12 protein-coding genes are annotated in these 20,279 nt (G+C 36.8%); 4 read left to right on the top strand and 8 right to left on the bottom strand.

Translation table 11 applies throughout. The annotated features are described in order from the left end of the window. Positions 1–28: 28 nt before the first annotated feature. The 6 genes from IAR63_RS13970 to IAR63_RS13945 all read right to left on the bottom strand — a co-directional run bounded on the left by IAR63_RS13970 (position 29) and on the right by IAR63_RS13945 (position 15,296). Positions 29–1,906, bottom strand: a complete 1,878-nt coding sequence (locus IAR63_RS13970) for a TubC N-terminal docking domain-related protein (protein ID WP_006278286.1) — start codon at positions 1,904–1,906, stop codon at positions 29–31. 134 nt (positions 1,907–2,040) lie between these two features. After that, positions 2,041–2,328, bottom strand: a complete 288-nt coding sequence (locus IAR63_RS13965) for a phosphopantetheine-binding protein (protein WP_006278287.1) — start codon at positions 2,326–2,328, stop codon at positions 2,041–2,043. 39 nt (positions 2,329–2,367) lie between these two features. Continuing rightward, complete coding sequence (locus IAR63_RS13960; protein WP_006278288.1) at positions 2,368–3,741, bottom strand: phthiocerol/phthiodiolone dimycocerosyl transferase family protein; 1,374 nt, start codon at positions 3,739–3,741, stop codon at positions 2,368–2,370. Beyond that, positions 3,707–5,371, bottom strand: coding sequence for a PfaD family polyunsaturated fatty acid/polyketide biosynthesis protein (locus IAR63_RS13955; RefSeq protein WP_235678282.1), 1,665 nt, complete (start codon positions 5,369–5,371; stop codon positions 3,707–3,709). The genes IAR63_RS13960 and IAR63_RS13955 overlap by 35 nt, the downstream gene beginning before the upstream one ends. 106 nt (positions 5,372–5,477) lie before the next feature. Beyond that, positions 5,478–8,285: a PfaB family protein gene (locus tag IAR63_RS13950; protein WP_187705682.1), complete on the bottom strand. Its 2,808-nt coding sequence runs from the start codon at positions 8,283–8,285 to the stop codon at positions 5,478–5,480. 168 nt (positions 8,286–8,453) lie between these two features. Then, positions 8,454–15,296, bottom strand: a complete 6,843-nt coding sequence (locus tag IAR63_RS13945; RefSeq protein ID WP_187705681.1) for a type I polyketide synthase — start codon at positions 15,294–15,296, stop codon at positions 8,454–8,456. Positions 15,297–16,060: 764 nt separating this feature from the next. Between IAR63_RS13945 and IAR63_RS13940 the strand changes: the two genes are divergently transcribed. From IAR63_RS13940 to IAR63_RS13925, 4 genes are all read left to right on the top strand, one after another. Continuing rightward, positions 16,061–16,384 carry a hypothetical protein gene (locus tag IAR63_RS13940; protein WP_006278292.1) on the top strand — a complete coding sequence of 108 codons (324 nt, stop codon included), beginning with the start codon at positions 16,061–16,063 and terminating at the stop codon, positions 16,382–16,384. A 248-nt stretch (positions 16,385–16,632) separates the two neighbouring features. Next, complete coding sequence (locus tag IAR63_RS13935) at positions 16,633–17,832, top strand: ABC exporter membrane fusion protein (RefSeq protein WP_141304031.1); 1,200 nt, start codon at positions 16,633–16,635, stop codon at positions 17,830–17,832. Positions 17,833–17,887: 55 nt separating this feature from the next. After that, positions 17,888–19,060, top strand: a complete 1,173-nt coding sequence (gene devC, locus IAR63_RS13930) for an ABC transporter permease DevC (RefSeq protein ID WP_187705680.1) — start codon at positions 17,888–17,890, stop codon at positions 19,058–19,060. Between the two features lie 60 nt (positions 19,061–19,120). Further along, complete coding sequence (locus IAR63_RS13925) at positions 19,121–19,813, top strand: DevA family ABC transporter ATP-binding protein (protein ID WP_187705679.1); 693 nt, start codon at positions 19,121–19,123, stop codon at positions 19,811–19,813. Here IAR63_RS13925 and IAR63_RS18660 read toward each other — a convergent pair. Both IAR63_RS18660 and IAR63_RS13920 read right to left on the bottom strand, forming a co-directional pair. Further along, positions 19,810–19,935 (bottom strand): hypothetical protein, encoded by a 126-nt coding sequence (locus tag IAR63_RS18660; protein WP_268905666.1) that lies wholly within the window; start codon positions 19,933–19,935, stop codon positions 19,810–19,812. The two genes, IAR63_RS13925 and IAR63_RS18660, sit on opposite strands and share 4 nt — an antisense overlap. A 26-nt stretch (positions 19,936–19,961) precedes the next feature. Next, complete coding sequence (locus tag IAR63_RS13920; RefSeq protein ID WP_187705678.1) at positions 19,962–20,264, bottom strand: DUF6881 domain-containing protein; 303 nt, start codon at positions 20,262–20,264, stop codon at positions 19,962–19,964. Between the last annotated feature and the right edge of the window lie 15 nt (positions 20,265–20,279).

The following is a 20,279-nucleotide window of genomic DNA, read 5'->3' as shown; positions in this document are numbered from 1 at the left end:
TATACTTAGATGGGGTGCGTTGAGTTATTTATTGGATATTCCTGGTCAAATTAGTTCTTAAAGAAGCAAAATGCTGACCACCAAGTTCAATTTTATCAGCGATACAACCATGTTTCAACCTATCAATTAAATATTCTGTGTCTCGAGCAATTAAATTAGTACCATGGTCTGGTTCTATTAAACTGACTAGTTTGATATGTTTTGTTGGTTGAGCGGAGAAATTGGCAAGACCTAGAAAATTAAACACACCCGACTCATAAGTACCACAGGGTACAGAAGGATTATCAACACCAAAACAAAATTCATCTTCTTGAAACCAATCAAAAGCGGGATAACCATGAAAGTGAATGATGGGGGCTCCATTTTCAATTAGTTCTGGTGCGTATAAAGCAGCAGACAAACTAATTGCCAGCATGACATAAATATCGTAAGAAGGTTTAATGTCGGATTTGTGGGAATTATGTGCTGGAGGTAATTGGAGATGTAAATTATTGGTTAGTCCAATGCGAAGAACATCCTGTTCCAGACTCAGGTCTGTTTTATTGGAACCTGAGCGGGAACTAACTAACCAAATATCGGGAATTTGCTTAAATATATAATCTCCACCAATCCGTGTTTTTAAAAACCGTCTACCTGATTGATTTTTGCGCACTTCATCACTATTCAATCCAGGAATTGCCAATAAATCTTCCCATTGGGTGGCACTTATTTCCCTTTCTCCCACATAGGAAGGTGGTTCTATATAGGCTATAAAACCATAGGAAACCCCCGTTCTCCCATTAACGATAACATTAACTATATCCCTATGGGATTTTCTTTTAATCACCTCCGCCAATTTAAAACCTGGTGGAAACAAACCTGTTGAGGTCAGTTCCTTGCCTAACTTTGCTAATTTATGAGCATAGGGAGATAGATAGGGATTATAGACTCCCAGTTCAAATCTATTCATTAATAGGGGGGTAATGGGAACATAAATTTTAGGAATTAGGGATTTTAATATAAAATCATCAATTTCTGTCCTAGGAAAAATAGAATCAGATAAATTCATATTTAGGATAGAGATTTGTTCTTTAGACACCCCAATTACTATTTCAGAAAACGTTTGAATCAAGGTGTTAATCCCAATACTAATTTTCTCTTGATAGTGAGTTAATGGACTCACAAATTTATCATCGATGTCGCTAAGAATGATCACTTGAGTATTGGTGGGATCTTCAACGTATTTAGCAGCATGGTCTTCGGCCCAACTACTTAGTCTAGCAATTTGTACAACAGACATATTCTGTTTCTTGATTAACCAACGATAAAATAAAGTGTAAATACTTTCAGCGACAAATATACCCAACTTTCTCAACCATGAATTGGGCCTTGCTACATCTATTACTGCATCAATTTCTGACCTTACCCCCTTAATGGTAAAAGAATAATGCCAATTAACAATGGGAACATTAATTCTATAACAAAAGTCCCTAATAGAATCTTGCCAAGGAACCACAGCAACACCCAAATTTTTTAATTTAATGGCTAAGTCCTGACGGAATTTAATAATTCTATGATTATCATACCCATTGGGTAAGGGTCTAAAGGTGACACTGAGGTTTTTAGCCATAATGTGTGGGTTAATAATGGGGGGTTGATATTCTATAGGTAGTTCACTTGTGAACCCCCCAATCAATTTACCAATGGTTTGTATACTAATACCAGAAATGGGATTTTCTGGGGTAGAGTTGCTACAGATATCCATTTCTTGCAATAAGGCCAAAATATCTCCTTTGTGGCTAGCAATTTCCGCTTGCATTTCTGGTGTAATTATTCCTTTGGGAGAGCGGATATTTAGTTGGTGATTCTCGATCCAAAATTCCACACCTTGCTTAGTTAGAAGTGCTAAGATTTCCGATGCGTTCATGACTAAGTCTCCAATATGAAAAAAAGTGATTAATGATAAAAAGCTGAGAGAAAAAAAAGACACTTGGCTGAACGGATTGTATAGTCCTCCATTCAGTCCCAGTGTCAGTCTTAGAGGAGGAAAACTGGAAAATCTTAAATTTGCAATATTTCTGAGGAGGAATTTTCTAATTCTTGAGCTAATCGTTGTGCTAATTGTTGAATGGTGGGATAGTACCACAAGTACATCAGGGACAATTTAAACCCCAAAAGTTTTTCGGCTTTACTTGCTAAAATCATAGCTTGTTGTGAATCTAAACCGTAACTATCTAAAGGTTGTTTAATATCTATTTCTTCTGGATTTACTCCTAATATAAAAGCAATGTTGTTAACTAGCCATTGTTCAATATCCCCAGCACTATTTAGCTTAGTCATTTGACTCATCTATTTACCTCCAGTTTCTTAATCATTAAAATCTTGAATTCATGATACCTGAGATGGTAAATGGGAAATTTGTTCAATCATTTCCATAAATTCATTCACTAGTTTTTCCATAGTGTCTTGACTGAGGGAAGGTTGGGAAAAGACGAAATTTAATAACATCTTGCCTTGAAAAGTGGCAACATGAAGGATAAACATACCTGCATATAGTGCATGAGAACCCGCAAAACTGATTTCTTCTAGTTGTAATTCACCATATATTCCAGGGATGTTAACCTTACCAATGTTAGAAACGGAAACACTAGCAGCAATTTGATGAGGAAATAGAAAGCAAAAGTTAATCAGATGTTTAGCAAGAAATACCATTTTAAAAATATCCCCTCTGTGGATACTTGCTGCTAGGGTTTGTTTAATCCTCCTGGCCAGATCCCAAAAATAGGTGTTGGTTGTGACAGTGTGAAAACTCATCTGGGATGTGGCTAATAGACCAATATTCTGTTCATTGATGGGTGGTTGTAACCGTCTTCTTAAATCAAAGTAGGATAGACAATTTAATCGAATGGACTTACGCTGCTGGTTGAGAATTTTTTTAGCTACTGTCAATAGCATAGCAGCAGATAAGACACTCTGCACCGTAGCATTTTCTGCTCGACATTGGGCAAAAAGCTTTTCAGCTGTGTCTGATAATATTTGTCTATGAATTATTTGGGAGTTCCTCTGGGAAATGGGAACATATTTTTCCACTTTTAAAGTTTGTGGAGGGTTAGTCAGTTTCTCCCAGGCGATCTTTAACAGTAATATCCATCCATTTAACTTTGCTCCTTGTAAATGACCCAATAGTTTTTCTGGTGGTGGTAATGGGGGTAAAGTACTAACCGGGTTTAACAGATTACCGGAGGTGATTTGTTCATAATAGGTGAATATTTCCGAATGTAGATTAACACTTGATAACCCATCAGCAATTGCATGATGTAGGGTAGTCACTAGATAATTAACCTTTGGGTTTTCCCGATTAATAATTAGTACCACTCGCATCAGGTATCTACCACTATCAATTGGTTGATTCATTTCCTGATTAACAACTTCTTGCCATTGTTTCTCCTCCGAATTAATTACCATCCGTAAAGGTATTTCTTCTGTAGTACCTGTTTGCAAATAAAACCGATTTTGAAAATTATGCTGATGGGTAACAATATGAGAATTCAGAACTAAATGACCATACTGCAAAAGATCTAGAGCTTCTCTCAAAACTGGTTTTTGGATATGGCCTCGAATGCGACTAATAGTAACCAAATTCCAAGTTTTAGCGCGTTGGTTGAGAAGTTCCATAGTAGTTTCTAAACTACTCAATTGTCTTTTATTGACAGGATTAAAAAAATATTTAGAGTTTTTCTGGAATATATTGAGTATACTCATTGGGAATTTGTAATCCTTGAAGTTTTAGGTTTTGGATGCGGTATAGGAATGCTGCTCCTATCATGATATGGTTAGCAACTTCAACAACTTGACGTTTTTGAGGTTCAGCTAAATAAGAACCTCGCACCCAATCATTAAAGCTACCCATAGCTGGTCCACACCAAATTTGATAGTCAATTTCTCTACCCTTTTCTCCAGTATTAGACCAACGAGAAGAGAGTCCTAAATACCAACGGAAAATTAATGCCATTTTCAATTTAGGATTGTTTGCCGCTTTGGTTAACTTTTCTGGATTTCTTTGAGATAAATAATTAATTGTCTCTTGCCAAACCTCTTGCCAAGATTTTTTAAAAACTTGTTTTTCTAATTTATCTCTTTCTGAGTCGGGAACTTCCTCTATTGATTGATAGGTTTTGTATAACTCATATAATTTTTGAGCGCGGAGGGGAAAAAGAGTTCCTCGTTTGAGAACTTGTAATTTCACACCCATTTCAAACATATCAGCTGCTGGAGCCATCATCACATCAGCCATTTGAGCTTGGGCTAATAATTGCTTTGTGTGTGCAGAAGTTCCAGCTTCAATACAAGATTGATTTATGGAACCGGTAACAACATAAGCAGCACCCATAATAAAAGCAGCTAGAGCTGATTTGGGTGTGGAAATTCCCCCAGCTACGCCAATTCTTACTGGATGTTTATAATTGTATTGATTTTGAATTTCATTTCTTAGTTCCAAGATAGAAGGTAATAAACAAATTAGGGGACGATTATCCGTATGTCCTCCCGAATCAGCTTCTACCGTGATATCATCGGCCATGGGAATTTGACTGGCAAGATTAGCTTGTAGTTCACTAATTAAACCTTGTGCTACTAGTTGTTTGAGAATTTGAGTGGGAGCAGGATGTAAAAATTTTGCTGCTACCTCTTGACGGGAAATTTTAGCAATAACTTTATTTCGGATTTCAATTTCATTGGCTGAATTTAAACTCAATCCCGCAGCTCGATAATAAACTATGTTGTCAGTTAAATCTAAAAAGGCTGATGCTTCAACTACTTTCACATGGTGTTTTAGGTACAAATCTACGCTATGTCGTTCTATTGCTGGTTCACTAGGACTATGGAGTAAGTTAAAACCGTAAGGTTTTTTATTTAGGGAATGTTGAATTTTATCAATGGCTTTTTCCACACGAGAGGGAGATAAACCACCTGCACCAAATACGCTTAAAATTCCCGCTCTCCCCAATGCAATTACCATTTCTTCTGATGCTATTCCCTGGGCCATTGCTCCAGTCATATAAGCATATTTGACACCATAAGAATTGAGAAAATTTTCATCTCCTAGTTGTGCAGTTGTTAGGGAAGGAACTGTCATTAACATTTCTAGCTGGGTGCTACCCCCAGATACACTTTCTTCATTGGTAATACCGATTTTATTTTCATGTCTGACTACATAACAAGGTTTTTCTAAGAGTCTCAACTTTGATTTGATTTCTTTTGCATCAAATGCAACTGTATTAAAATCACCTTGCCATGGGCGATGGTTAATAAAATGATTATTAGATAGATTAGAAACTTGCAGATAATTATCTCGCTTAATGTCTAGATTGATGATGTTTTCTCTGAGTAACATTGTGGAAAACCTTTTTGTAAGTGATGTAAGTGATTGGGGAAACCTATGAACAGGAGAATATTGAGCTAATACTTCCCACCCACTCCTCCCCCTTTTTTGATAAATCCTATTTAATTCTATCAGCTTGGTCAATTTTCCATTGATAAACCTCTATTTTCTGCCCAATCAAAGAACTCATTTGCTGGAATGATACTTGCCGAGATTTTAATAAAAGGCTATGGGCTTGATTCATCATTGCATGATTCTGACTCAATTTTGTATACTGAGACTGCAACGAGTAGGGGAGAATGGACTTGAAGATTTTTGCTGACTTTGGCAAATCTACAGCATGATTCTTATCCCCTTGGGTTGGTGAATAATAATTGACGTGTTCTACATTAGTCAGACTATATAAAGGTGATAGGTCTAAGGAAACTTGATGACTAACTAGTCTACCTAAAGCTCTCACAATTGAAGTATGATCTTCCACACCTCTTCTGTTTAAAGACACTGCAAGATGTTCTTTTTCCTTCAGGGTGGAACTAATCCACCTGGAACAGTTACCACCAACTCCTACCTCGATAAATATTCTAATGTTGTCGTCATAAACTCGGTTAATTAACCGAGGAAAATCAAGTTGGTGACAAAGATTTTTAGCTATGTTCTCTCCGATAATTTGACTGTCTATGGTAAATGGCTCATAATTGGCTCCAGAGTAAAAAGTTATCCCCGGAATATGTTGAATTGGCAAAGTGTTCATTTTCACTAGTTCTCCATACTGCGATCGCATGGGTGGACAATGAATGACATGATCAATGGAGGTGGGAAAAGCATCACACTCAAGTTTCTCAATTACTCTTTGACAGGCTTGTTTTTCTCCAGCAATTACTACTTCTTCTGGTGTATTAATCAAGGGAATATAAACCCGATTTTCATCTTTGATTGCTTCTTTCACCTGAGAAACTGGACAAAGAACAATATAGTTACCCCAAAAATCTTGATTCTTGTTATTATCATCTACAGGTAATCCCCAAGACTGACGAACGGCATTTTTAGGTCCAGAAAGTTGGGTCTTAAATAGGGGGGAAGCATTTAAATAATCACTGGTGTTTTTAAAATTGGTCCAAACACCTTGGGCTAACATCATGCTAGTTTCCCCCAGGCTATAACCAAAAGCACATTCAGGTTGGAGATGAAAATAGTTTTTAAAAACTGCGGTAATTAATCCAGCAAAGCCAACCTCGGACTCTAGCATGGCTACCGGGTCATCTATTAATTGCTGTTCTATGGCTTCTAATTCTCTACTGGTCACCTTATTGATAGTGCGAGGATAAAGGACCTTTTCGATGTTAGCTACCCGTTCATACACATTATTAATTACTCGGTCATCGTAAATTTTAGGGAATAGTCTAAACAGACTTCTTCCTAATCCTATATAAGATGTAAACGACCCAGGATAAACATAGGCTATTTTACCTTTTTTGGCCAGGGGATTAATTGTGAAATAACTACCTAGGGGAGTTTGCCAATCTTTTCCAGTAGCAAATGCAACTTTTATTCCTTCAATACCTCTGTCTATTTCTTGGATTAATTCTTCTAAATTTCTGCCGAGAATTGCCACTATATAGTTTTTTATGGCGTATGTATTTTGGGATCTTTGGTAATTTTGAAATTCTTGAAATGTTTGCCTTGCCAGGTGAGATAGAGAAGAATGATTTTGCTTTAGATAGTCTTGCAATTTCATCATTTTTTCTAGCAGACAGGACTGATTTTCACCACCTATGGGAAATAGATAATAAGGCATTTGGGCCAAATATTTACTACTCCGTTCTAGTTCACTGCTTGTTTCTGAGAGAATTATATGTATATTCCTGTCAGTTTCCATGCTGTTAATAGCAGCTATTCTTTTAGAGGTGTTTATTTCTAAAAACCAGGGTTTGGATTGGGTTGCAAAATAAAAGGGACTGTCATGCCAAATCTCTAATTTCTTCACACCAGTCCATTGGGGAACAGCTGGGATATAACGATGATATAAACAAAGTGCAGTTTTAATCAAACTCATCATTCCTGATGCAATATGAGTGTCACCAATATTAGTCTTCACACTACCTAAAGCGCAGGTTAAATTAGACTTTTGAGTTTTGTAAGCAGTGATTAAACCTTGAACTTCCGCATCATCTTGTTCCCCAATACCACTAGCATGAACTTCTATATAACCAATATCTTGAGCTGTAACTTCTGCTATCTCAAAAGCTGCTTGACAACAGCGGGTAACTGCTTGTGCTTGGTCTGGATACTGATCCACCATACTGACAGCATCAATTACTGCATAAATGTGAGAATTTTGTTGTTTGGCCGTTTCTTCCAGTTGCAAAATTATTGTTGCTATTCCTTCTCCTGACAAAGTCTTAGTAGCATTTTGGTCATAGCTGAGAGTCTGTTGACCTGTATGAGTCTCAAAATTTTCAGAATTTTTGTGATCCCAATCTATTGCTGCTATTAAAACAGCATTTACTTGATTTTTAGTGAGTAGTTTTTGTGCTAAATCTAATGCTGAAAAGACCGATTTTTCTTCAGCGAATGCTGGACTTGTTGCATTCCATAACTGGGAAATATAACTAGCCAATTTATTTTGGTGGTCACTTTGGAACCTACTCACCAATATCACTGCCATTTGAGTTTCTTGACTTAAGTTAGCAGTTTTGAGAGTATTCTCAGCCACCTTTAACATTAGTTTTTGTGGTGGTGATAAATTTTCTATCTGTGGTAAAGGAATTTTCCATGATGGCTCAAGATTATAGTTAATAGGTGCAAAATTCTGCTTTCCTTCATAAATACTACGTTCAAAACTATCTAGTTCCTGAGAACCACTCACTAGGCAATCTAACCCCACAATTGCCATTTTCTGAAATTCACTTCCTATTAACTCCTGCATGACAATTCTCCATTTTTAAATTTGACGAGTATTACAAAGCTCAATTAAGTAGGGAGGCACAATTATTTGGTAGCGTAACCCGTGGTGTTGGGTTTCATACTTCAACCCAACCTACGTTCATCTTATATTTAATTCCACCCACCCACTTACCTTGACTGAATTTGCTTATTAATAGCTATTGGGTAAGATTGTGCCTTTTGCTCCCTTCATCTGATTATAAACTTGTCCTTTTTGATTGTGAGTAATTACATCAGCAACTACATAAGATTCGGTTTTGGATTTGATTTCACAAGTTACATAAAACGTTTCTCCAAAGGGAACGGGTGCAAATTGTTCAAAATTTTCAATTTCTGATGGTAAACAACCAACTTGATGAAAGTGTTGAGTCCAAATCCACAGAGAATGTATCTGCACATCTGCTATATAGGGGTTAAGAGTCTGTACTCTAAATTGTCCCTGTTGGTGTAATGTAGGTTCGGGTAGTTCACATTTCATAGTCAGTTTACCAGGACTGATGTTTAACACGGATTTTACCCCTTGAAAAGTATTACCATGAAATAAACTACCAGCACCAGTTTGATATAGTAAGGAATTGCTCGCTAGGAATTGACCATCTTGGGTTAGGTTAAAAAGTTCATAGTTATCAGCTAAAGGAATTTGTCTTTTCAAAATTAGGTTGCTACTAAAATGATATCTGATTTTTCCATGGTTGGTAACACTACTAATTTTGCCCGCAAGCTGAATTTCTTGATTGTCAATTTTAGCAACTTCTTGAATTTCAAGAATATATTCATGGGGGGAATTTTGGTCAAAAACAATTCCTTTAAGGACTTTAAAGTTAGGACAGTGGAAAGTTTGGAAACCAGGATAGAGTTGTTCACAACTGCTAGATATCCAGGACAGTCCACAAGTTGCGGGAAGAACAGGATTACCCGCAATCACATGATCCTGTAAAAATGGGTTATAGTTTAACTTTAATTGACGGGTAATTTGATGGGTTTTTAGTTCACTAGACAAGGTAGAAGGAATATAGACTAAGGGACTACCAATTACTACTTGGGTCATAGTTGAATCACTATTTCTTAGTTGATCAACTAAGATACTACTACCCAGTTCTTGGGGAATGGTTTCAATTCCTCGTTGTGCAAATGCTGTCTGTAATTCTGGAGAGACCATACCACTATCCCAAGGACCCCAATTAATGGAGACTACATGACAATTAGGGTGTTTATGTTTAATTACATGAGCTGATTTGTTGAGAATTTCGTTGGCTATTGCATAGTCCGTCTGTCCAACATTACCATAAAATCCCACTACTGAAGAAAATAGGATTAAATATTCCAGTTGATTTGTTTCCACAATATGGAGTAGGTTTTGTAAACCCTGGACTTTGGCAGCATAAACTGTTTCAAAATCTTGAACCGTCTTTTTCTCAATTCTTTTATCTGCTAAGTTACCCGCACCATGAATGATTCCAGTAATAGTACCAAATTGGTCAATTATAGGTGTTAGCTTTTCTCTCAACATCATACCATCGGTGATATCAACACAGACATATTCTGCTTTTCCTCCTGCTTCAGTAATTGCTTTTAATGTATTGTGTATTTCTCTTTGGGAGGAAATAGTCTGATATTTTTTCTGCACCATTATGGGACTGGGTTTTTCTCCCTTGGCCAGAAAATCTTCCATGATTCGTCGTTTCAGTTCATTTTCATCTTCATATCCTTCAGACCAAACAGGTTCAATTTCTGCACTAGAACGTCCTAAAAGAATAAACTTGCATTGGTATTCTTCAGCCAATTTGATTACACATTTGGCAGTAATTCCCTTAGCACCCCCACTAACTAAAAAAACCTGGTTTTTAGTAATATTTAATGAATCGGGAATGATGGATGATTTACCAGGTTCTGCTACTAAGGTAAACCTGTCTATTTTATTGTATCCTACCTCGGTAACTAATAAATTAGGATCTTGCAATTCAGCCAGAATATGTTTTACAGTTGTGTCTGCATCTAAATCAGGACTTAAATCCAGGGTACGACAAAATACTTCTGGCCATTCTTGATTTAAACTTTTAGTTAGTCCAAATAATCCTCCGCTAATGGGACTAAAGTTGTGAGTTTTTGCCGTTCCTAATTCACCATCTAATCTCACAACTGCAAAAAAGCAAGCACGTTCTTTTTTAGCCAGTTGATTGAGATCTTCCTTCAGGTGTTTGGCAATTAAAAACACGTGCTGAACAATGGCTTTATCCATTCCCAAATTATTGTTGGAGTTAGGATGTAGATGAATAAAACCACCCACAGGACCAAACTTGGTGGTAAGTTCGGTCAAATGTTCTTGCAAAGTTTCTTCATGCCAATCGTTTAATCTGATTTGAGCAATCTCCTCCGATAGGTTTGACTCCAAGCATGGAAAGGTTAAAACAACAGTTTTACATCCTTTATCTGCGAGCTTAGCTACTAACCTATGGGTAACTTCTGAACCATCATTAGTAATTAAGACAAAGTGATTTTCTGGAATGGTTAAATCTAAACTGTCTGGTTGAGGAAGTGGTTTTAATTGCACTGGAAGGCGCAGGATTTTATCCCCTACTTCCGTGGTTGACATATCTGGTTTTTCTAATGGGGATAAATTCGACCTCTCCACAGTTTCAGCTTGATTGCGCATATACTCAGCAATTTCTCCCAGGGTCCGCAATTGTGCTAATTCTTCTGGGTTAGGTCTGGGTAGATCGGGGTAAAGTTCTAAAAGTCCTCCCAGAATTTCTACTCTTTTGATAGAGTCAATTCCTAAATCTGCTTCCATATCCATGGACAGGTCTAACATTTCTGCAGGATAACCTGTTTTATCACTCACAATAGTGAGCAAGATCTGACTTAAATTATCGGGAATGGTGATTGTTGGTTGATGGGATCTATCTAATGAATCTTCATGGGATAAAACCAAGAATTGTGGATGATTATCAAGTTCGGTAACAGGTGATGGGGTTTCTATGGTTGCTGTCTGTTCGTTGATTGCTTTTACAGGGATTTCTTGAGATAAGGGAGATTTTCCGCTCCCTACTGTCTCCTCTACGGGTTGATTTTCATACACCTGTGTAATTAAGTTGTTTATATACTCAGCAATTTGTTCCAGAGTTGCCAATTGCGCTAATTCTTCTGGGTTAGGTCTGGGTAGATCGGGGTAAAGTTCTAAAAGTCCTCCCAGAATTTCCACTCTTTTGATAGAGTCAATTCCTAAATCTGCTTCAATGTCCATTGACAAGTCCAACATTTCCACAGGATAACCCGTTTTATCACTGACAATATTGATCAGGGTGTCCCTCAGTTTTCCCTTATCAAGGTAGGTAGCTATGGGGAAACCAACTGTAATGTCAGGTAGATTATTCTGGGAATTATTTTCCGGTTCCAGAGGATAAATTAACTTTTGTGCTGGTGGGTCACTTTGTGCAACATGGGAAGATGGAAGATGAGAATACCCATTAGGAGATCCTACCTCGAACAAGCTATAGTGCTGCTCAAGTAATTGAAAGTAATTATTGGTATACTCCTGTTGATAATTGAGATATTTTTCATGAATACGAATAGTTTCAGCTTGATGGTCATGTAGTCGCATCATGCTACGTTCCGTACTAGAAATTGCTAACTGTTGTGTTTGGGCTTGATATTCATTAGTTTCTTCCTTAGCTAGGAACAAACACTGTTGCTGCATTAATTCGTAAAAGGTTTTATTGTACTCCATTTGATTTTGTAAAGACTGTTGATGTACCTGATTAATTTCACTTTGCTGTCGAGTAAATTCCGCTAATGATTGTTCTAAACTATCAAGAATTCGATCATAGTTTTCCACGGGAATTTCCATCTTTGGTTCCACCATACTATGGTTTTTGACTTGAGAACTATTTTTTGAAGTGAGGATACTTGATGAGATTATTTCTGGATTTATCTGAGGATTTTTCTCCACTAATATTTTCTGTGGCTGAATTTGATAGTTATCTTCACTAACTGTTGACTTTTTGATAACTGGACCAGTTGCTAAAGCTTGGGCAAATGCTTTTTGTGATCTGTCATTGATATTGGTAGCATTCAATCTGATATTCAAAGTTTTTTGTTCATTTTTCTGGGAAGATGAAGAAATTTTAGCAGGAATCTGATAGGGATCTAAGTTTTTTAATGGTACACCAAAAACTCTCAATTTGGTAACAGCTTCCCGTAATAATAAATCACTATCCTGACGATAATTAGCATTTAATGCCACCGCAATATGAGGCTTGTTTATCAGGATTTCTTTAACTAAATTGGTAAGGACATTTTTCGGACCAACCTCAATAAAACAATTACCACCAGCCTGATATATATTCTCAATCTGCTGTTGAAATAACACCTGATTTAATAAATGTTCTTGGAGAATTTTTTGCATGGATGCAGGTTCATTAGGATATAATTTTCCTGTCACATTGCTATAAACCGGAATGCGAGGTGATTGAAAATTTACTTGTGCGATCGCATGGGCAAAGGGTTTTTGTGCATGGGAAACTAACGGTGTGTGGAAAGCAGCGGAAACCCCTAATAAGAAACAGGAGAATCCCTTAGATTGCAGAACATTCTGTAATTGAGTAATTTCTGATTTGTGCCCAGCTAGAACTATTTGCTGTTGGGAATTATAGTTAGCAATAGCAACTTGGGGAAAGTCTTTAATTAATTCCGTTACTTGACTAATATTACCTTTTACTGCTAACATTCCTCCAGCATCCACTGCTGGGGATGTGGACATTGCTTTTCCCCTAGCTTTGACCAGAAAGAAATAATCTTCTTCAGTTAATACACCTGCGGACCATAGAGCTGTTAACTCTCCAAAACTATGTCCAGCAACAAAATCAACTTTCAATCCAGCTTGCTGCAATATTTTATATAATCCTGCACTCAATGCTCCTATTGCTGGTTGTGCATATTCAGTTTTTTGCAGTTTTTCTAATTGTTCTTGTCGTTCCTGTGGACTGAAAACTGGAGTGGGGAAGACCACTTGGGAAAGAGGTTCTAATCCCTCGCGGGAGAATAAATCATCTAGGTGAGAGTAGGTTTGTCGTAAGCAAGGAAAGTTAATTACTAATTCTCTTCCCATTTCCAAATATTGGGAACCTTGTCCGGAAAATAAGGCCACTACTTTTCCGGTTGTTTCCATACCCTGTTGACGATAATAAATTCCTTTAGGATGTTCCCAGAACTCAACGGAAGGTTGATTTTTTAGCAAGTCAATAATGATAGCTAAATGGGCTATTGCTTGGCTTAAAGAGAGTGTGGTGAATCCTAATCTAGCATGATCGTTAGGAATTATCAGTTGGTCAGATTCGGCAATTATTCTTTGATAATGTTGTTCTTTATCTGTTGATTCCAACTGTTGATAAATATGTTGACATTGGGATAATAATTCTGGCACTGTGGGTGCGCTCAAGAAAATTGACTTAGCGCAATTATGTAATCTATATGATTGATGATGTTCCGATTCATATTCTTCCAAAACTACATGATAATTTGTACCTCCAAAACCAAAGGCGCTCACCCCAGCTCGTCTCGGTTGATTGCTAATCCATGGTCTAGTTTCCGTGTTCAAATAAAAGGGAGAATTTTCAATATTCAGTTTGGGATGGGGTTGGGTAATGTTAATAGTTGGTGGTAATACCTTATGATGTAATGCCAAGGCGGTTTTAATTAAACTAGCAGCACCCGCAGCAGCTTTTGTGTGTCCAATTTGAGATTTAACCGTTCCTAAAGCTATGTGTTGTTTTAGAGAGTTATTATCACTAAATACCTGATTTATTGAAGTAAATTCCGTAGGGTCTCCTACCATAGTTCCCGTACCATGAGCTTCAATTAAACCCACAGTTTGTGGTGCAAAACCAGCATTTTCATAAGCCCGACGGATGGCTTTTACCTGTCCTTGGGAATGGGGAGCGTAAATGCTTTTGTATTTACCATCACTGGAACTGCCAATACCCTTAATTACAGCATAAATGCGATCGCCATCTTTAACTGCATCTTCCAGACGTTTGAGTACCAACATACCCACGCCCTCACCTAACATCATACCATCGGAATTCACATCGAATGGTCTAACTTTTTCACTGGGGGAAACTGCGGGAGTTTTACTAAAACACATATAGGCAAAAATGGAATTATCGGTATCAACTCCACCTGTAATCATCATATCAGCACGATGTGCAAGCAATTCGCTCATGGCCATATTCAATGCACCTAGGGAACTAGCGCAAGCAGCATCAACGACACAATTAGTTCCGCCCAAATCAAGTCGGTTGGCAATTCTTCCGGAAATTACATTAGCCAACATTCCAGGGAAAGCATTTTCCTCCCATTGTATGTAGGCACTTTTCAGTTTCTCAATCACTTTTTCAGTCTCATCATCAGAAAGTCCACAGTTTTTAAAAACTTTTTTCCAAATGGGATATTGTAATCGTGACCCCAAAGGTACTGCCAATTGTCTACCAATTGCCACACCTAATATTACCCCTGTACGATCCCGATCAAACTGTTGAGACTCACCATAACCAGCATCTTCCATAGCTGCTTTAGCGACGACTAAACCCAATAATTGAGAAATATCTGTCACTTCTAGAATATTTGGTGGTAAACCAAATTCCATAGGATTAAAATCAATATCGGGGATGAACCCACCTCTTTTACAGTAAGTTTTATCTGGTGCTTTAGGATTGGGATCATAATAGTCTTCCACGCTCCAACGGGAAGCAGGCACATCCGTAATGCAATCTATTTTATCCACTATTACCTGCCAATACTCCTGCAAGTTTTTTGACTGGGGAAATAGGGAAGCCATACCAATAATGGCAATTTGATTACTTTGATTACCACCATTATGATTTTGAGAATATTCCATGGTTTTTTTTCCTTTAATTAAGTTTAATAAATCCCGTTCACAATTGCTAACTTCATCCTGCAATTGTGCTAAATCTGACTCAAGTTTGGCGTGATTCATGGCGATATTTTGCTTTTTCAATTTACATGGGTTAAACTTACCCCAAACTTTAAAATCAAGTTTTTAGGATACAAATAGTTCCTAATGTCAAGATAGATTATTTCTGAGTTTAATTTGGTAAAATGCTTTGCGGCCAAAGTGAGGATACATTCCAGAAACCCAAACAAAAAAATCCTATCCTCTTCCCTGTAACTTAGATAAATTAATTTGCCGCTGATTTATTCTGATATTAAACTTGCCAACAATATTTGACAACAGTTATGCAACTTAAATACAACTAAAAAAAGCAAAAGGGTTCTGACTCAAACTATAATTTTTGGATTAAGGTTTGGGATTGTGGAACAAAATAGTCAAGCGTTGCATCTATCTAAGGAAAGAGAATAATTTAAAATTTGTGATCAAACAAAGATCATCTAGATATTTGAGTAGTAAATAGTAATCAAAGTTAACTTGCCCACAAAACTTCACAAAATTAAGTATAGCATTTTGTTGCATAAGGCTTGAAATTGGACATTAATCAGTTTATTGTATTTGGTTGAATGATGTAAATGTAAATCCATCCCGTTGGTTTATCAGGTGGATAGATAGGGAACCAAGCGACCAGATAAATTCACACCAAATTGATCCCCAATCCAGGTTGCCAATTCGTCAGTTTATCCACCCTTAACTATGGAGGATTACAAATAGAAATCATGCAATTGTTGGTGTTTGTATATTGACAAATGCAAAATGCTAATTAAAATAAACTATAAGGGCTTGCTGGCATGAGACTATCTGAACTAGATCCACTCATACCGCTAAATGAGTTGAGAGAAGAACTGCTGAAATTACCAAAAGGCTACTCTTTTTACGAGGATGAATTGGTAGGATTTCTATCAAAACGTAGATGGCCTGACACGGAACGTCGAATTGATAGAACCACATTTTGGCGGTGGCGTAATGACAATGGAATTGAACATCAAAAGGTATTCAGTCGCTTGGATGTTCTCAAATTGTGTCAAATTTGTGATCACTATCGTGTTGACGGAACTCGCAATGAATACCTGGCAATTATGAAAAAGAAAAAGGAACTAATGCTCAACAAATAATTGGAACTGATTCAAATTCTAGGTGGATATAGCTAAGGAATAGATGAAAATACATCCTTGTTCCTAGCTATATCTTGAAACTCTATCTTGTTAAATAAAATTCACCATATCAATTGCAGTTATCAAAAGAATGCTATCTACCGCCGTATCATAAGTAGCTTGTCTCAAACCACAAGGTTAAAAGGTGCTCAATGGCCATTAAAAAACCTGATTTAAGGGATAGTAAACGGATAACTAAAGGCATAATTATGGTAGACAAAGAAAAGCATTTATTTGTGAATTCTAAAAGTTGGTTGTTAATCAGTTTAGCGACTACCACATTTATATCTACCCTACTCATATCTTTTCAAAGTATTTCAAATTTCCAGACTAAATCCCAATCCAAGGTGGCAATTCCTATTAATAGTCCCAGTCCAATAATTACTGGTGTTGCTGCTTTAGGAAGACTAGAACCCCAAGGGGAAATAATTCGGTTATCTGCTCCTAATTCCTTGGGAGGAGGTATAAGAATAGCAAAACTTCTAGTCAAAAAAGGCGATAAAATTCGCCAAGGTCAATTAATTGCCTTTTTAGACAGTTACAGTCCTAATCTTGCAGCTTTAGAAAAGGCTAACAGACAAGTAGAAGTAGCAAAAGCAAATCTAGAAAAAGTAGAAGCTGGAGCAAAACAGGGAGATATTTATGCCCAAAAAGCCACCATTGGGCGATTGGAAGCAGAATTGCGTGGTGAAACATCAGCACAAAAATCCATAATTGCTAGATTGCAAGCTGAATTAAATAATGCACAAAGAGAAAATCAGAGATATGAAGATTTATATGAAAATGGAGCAATTTCTGCTTCAAATGCAGAGAGTAAACGTCTAAGAAGAGACACTCTACAGCAACAAATAAATGAAGCAAAAGCAGCACTAAATAGAACTCAAGAAACTTTGCAAAAACAAATAAATGAAGCTCAAGCAAGACTCAACAGTATTGTAGAAATTCGTCCCACCGATATACAACTAGCAAAAGCAGATCTGGCGAGCGCAAAAGCTTCAGTTACCCAAGCTCAAGCAGAATTAGATTTAAGTATAATTCGTTCACCGATTGATGGACAAGTTTTAAAAATTAATGCTTGGCCAGGAGAAATAATTAGTAGTCAAGGTATTGCTGAATTAGGGAGAACCCAGCAAATGTATGTGGTAGCAGAAGTTTATGAAACTGATGTTAAAAAAGTAAAATTAGGACAATCTGTAGACATTACTGCTGATGCTTTTCCAGGGAAAATTCAAGGAACAGTTACAGATATTGGATTGCAAGTTAATCAGCAAAATATTTTTAATAATAGTCCTGGTGCTGATACAGACAACAAAATAGTTGATGTCAAAATTCGGATCAACAATCCTAAAGACAACCAAAGGGTTGCAGATTTAACTAACCTACAGGTTCAGGTATGGATCAACATGTAATAGTTAAAAGTTAGGAGTCAATTCACATAAAAACTTAAATTAAGAGGTCTTCAAAATGATCCTAAATATTCCTCTGGCTTGGCTACAACTGGCTAAACAAAAAGTTCGTTTCCTTGTAGCTCTAGCAGGAATTTCCTTTGTTGCTGTTTTAATGTTTATGCAAATTGGGTTTCAAGATGCACTGTATGCTAGTGCCACACAATTGCATAAGAATATCGAAGGAGATTTATTTTTGATTAGTGCTCAATATAAATCCTTAACTTCTAACCAAAGTTTTCCTCGTAGTCGTTTATATCAAACCCTGGGTTTTAAGGATGTAGAGTCAGTTGATCCTCTATATGTACAGTTTGCTAAGTTAAAAAATCCGGTAACTGGGCGGAAATATCCCATTTATGTACTGGGATTTGATCCGGTTAAATCAATATTTAAGTTGCCAGAAATACAACAAGATTTTAAATTACTCCAAATACCAGATCAGGTATTTTTTGACCGTGCTGCTCGTCCAGAGTTTGGTCCAATTGCCCAACACTATAGCCAAAATAAACCTGTCAGCATGGAGATATTCAGTTATCTGGGCTTAATAGGTTACAAAGTTAGGGTAAGTGGTTTATTTAGTCTTGGTCCATCTTTTGGGGTTGATGGGAATTTAATTGTCAGCGATTCTACTTTCATGCGAGTTTTTCGAGAGCGCAATGCCAATCAAATAGATATAGGGTTAATTCACCTAAGACCTGGTGCTAATTCCCAAAGGGTATTAGGTGAACTATCAGCTAACTTACCCGAAGATGTGATGGTCATGAATCGTAAGGACTTTATCGAATTTGAAAAAAATTATTGGACTTTAAGAACACCTATCGGTTTTGTATTTAACTTGATGGTAATTATGGGTTTTGTGGTTGGTGTCATAGTTGTTTACCAAATTCTTTATAGTAATATATCCAGCCATTTGATTGAATTTGCCACCCTCAAAGCCATGGGATTTAAAAACAAATATCTCCTCAGAGTTGTTTTTCAACAGGCTCTAATTTTAGCTGGTTTGGGATATATTCCTGGATTTGCTATCTCTTTGGGACTTTACGACATAGCCAAAAATGCTACTCAATTACCCATTGTCATGGATGGTGACAAAGCATTTATTGTATTTATCTCTGCTGTGGTTATGTGTTTAACTTCAGGTTTTTTCTCCACTAACAAACTACGAAACTTAGATCCGGCTGATATTTTTTAAAAACATTAACATCTGCTATTCTCACAGTTGTCTAAAGTTGTTTCCCGAATCGGAGGAAATATGAAAAATTCCAACCCCATTATAGAAATTAAGGGCTTAAATCAGTATTTTGGTAAACCCAAATTAAAGAACCAGATATTATTTGACATTAATTTAAGAATTAATGCTGGTGAAATTGTGATCATGACAGGTCCTTCCGGATCGGGAAAAACCACTCTACTAACCTTGATTGGTGGTTTACGTTCTGTTCAAGAAGGAAGTTTAAAATTTCTGGGAGAGGAATTATGTGGAGTTAGAAACGGGAACTTAGTCCAAGTACGTCGTCAAATAGGTTATATTTTTCAAGGACATAATTTGTTAGACTTTTTAACAGCTAGAGAAAATGTACAAATGTCTTTAGAATTACAAACCCATATTCCTAAAGGTCAAGCTAGAATACAATCCCAATCTATCCTTGAGTCTGTAAAATTAGGTAATAGGATTAATTATTATCCTGAGGATCTGTCGGGAGGACAAAAACAAAGGGTTGCTATTGCACGTGCTTTAGTTAGTCACCCTAAATTAGTTTTAGCAGACGAACCTACAGCAGCTTTAGATAGTAAATCCGGTCGAGATGTGGTCAATATCATGCAGGAATTAGCCAGAGAACAAAACTGTGCCATTTTAATTGTCACCCATGATAATCGTATTTTGGATATTGCCGATCGCATTATTCAAATGGAAGATGGTAAACTTACTCAGCTTGATAATTAGGTGTTGGGGGATTCAGCAGAGTTGAGATCTAAAAACAAGCTGGCCTGTGGTTGACGACGTAAGATTGAATAAGTTCTTACTTGTAAGTCATCAACTTGAAAACATTTTACTGGTAATGACATGAATCTAAATAACTAGAATCTTTTTTCTATTGATTAATGGGCTTTTTAGTTTGCCAAATTTCCTCAAATTCCGCTTTGGAAATTTCAAATTCTTCTATATTGTTGTCGTCTAGTCTCTTGTCACAAAGCATTCCATAATCATCAGAAATATGGTTTTTGTCATAAAACAAAACATTCCCATTCTCATATACCTCTACTTGTCTTATAGCATATAGATCACTATCAATTTCCATAAAATATGTACTAGACCCCCAGGAGTCATAATCGCCTCCAAGGGACACATCCCATGACCACTTATAATACTTTCTTGATTTTTGCAATGTGGACATACTATATGTAATCAC

Origin of the sequence: Cylindrospermopsis curvispora GIHE-G1 (genome assembly GCF_014489415.1) — a bacterium.
GTDB lineage: Bacteria > Cyanobacteriota > Cyanobacteriia > Cyanobacteriales > Nostocaceae > Raphidiopsis > Raphidiopsis curvispora_A.
Note: the sequence above shows the minus strand (reverse complement) of the source record. Positions and strands in the feature narration are given on the sequence as shown.

Excerpts from the sequence above, each read along its gene's own strand:
- IAR63_RS13955 (WP_235678282.1), bottom strand. The coding sequence starts at position 5,371 with ATGTTACTCAGAGAAAACATCATCAATCTAGACATTAAGCGAGATAAT.
- IAR63_RS13950 (WP_187705682.1), bottom strand. The coding sequence starts at position 8,285 with ATGCAGGAGTTAATAGGAAGTGAATTTCAGAAAATGGCAATTGTGGGG.
- devC (WP_187705680.1), top strand. The coding sequence starts at position 17,888 with ATGATCCTAAATATTCCTCTGGCTTGGCTACAACTGGCTAAACAAAAA.
- IAR63_RS13920 (WP_187705678.1), bottom strand. The coding sequence starts at position 20,264 with ATGTCCACATTGCAAAAATCAAGAAAGTATTATAAGTGGTCATGGGAT.
- IAR63_RS13940 (WP_006278292.1), top strand. The coding sequence starts at position 16,061 with ATGAGACTATCTGAACTAGATCCACTCATACCGCTAAATGAGTTGAGA.
- IAR63_RS18660 (WP_268905666.1), bottom strand. The coding sequence starts at position 19,935 with ATGTCATTACCAGTAAAATGTTTTCAAGTTGATGACTTACAAGTAAGA.
- IAR63_RS13925 (WP_187705679.1), top strand. The coding sequence starts at position 19,121 with ATGAAAAATTCCAACCCCATTATAGAAATTAAGGGCTTAAATCAGTAT.
- IAR63_RS13935 (WP_141304031.1), top strand. The coding sequence starts at position 16,633 with ATGGTAGACAAAGAAAAGCATTTATTTGTGAATTCTAAAAGTTGGTTG.
- IAR63_RS13945 (WP_187705681.1), bottom strand. The coding sequence starts at position 15,296 with ATGAATCACGCCAAACTTGAGTCAGATTTAGCACAATTGCAGGATGAA.
- IAR63_RS13960 (WP_006278288.1), bottom strand. The coding sequence starts at position 3,741 with ATGAGTATACTCAATATATTCCAGAAAAACTCTAAATATTTTTTTAAT.
- IAR63_RS13970 (WP_006278286.1), bottom strand. The coding sequence starts at position 1,906 with ATGAACGCATCGGAAATCTTAGCACTTCTAACTAAGCAAGGTGTGGAA.
- IAR63_RS13965 (WP_006278287.1), bottom strand. The coding sequence starts at position 2,328 with ATGAGTCAAATGACTAAGCTAAATAGTGCTGGGGATATTGAACAATGG.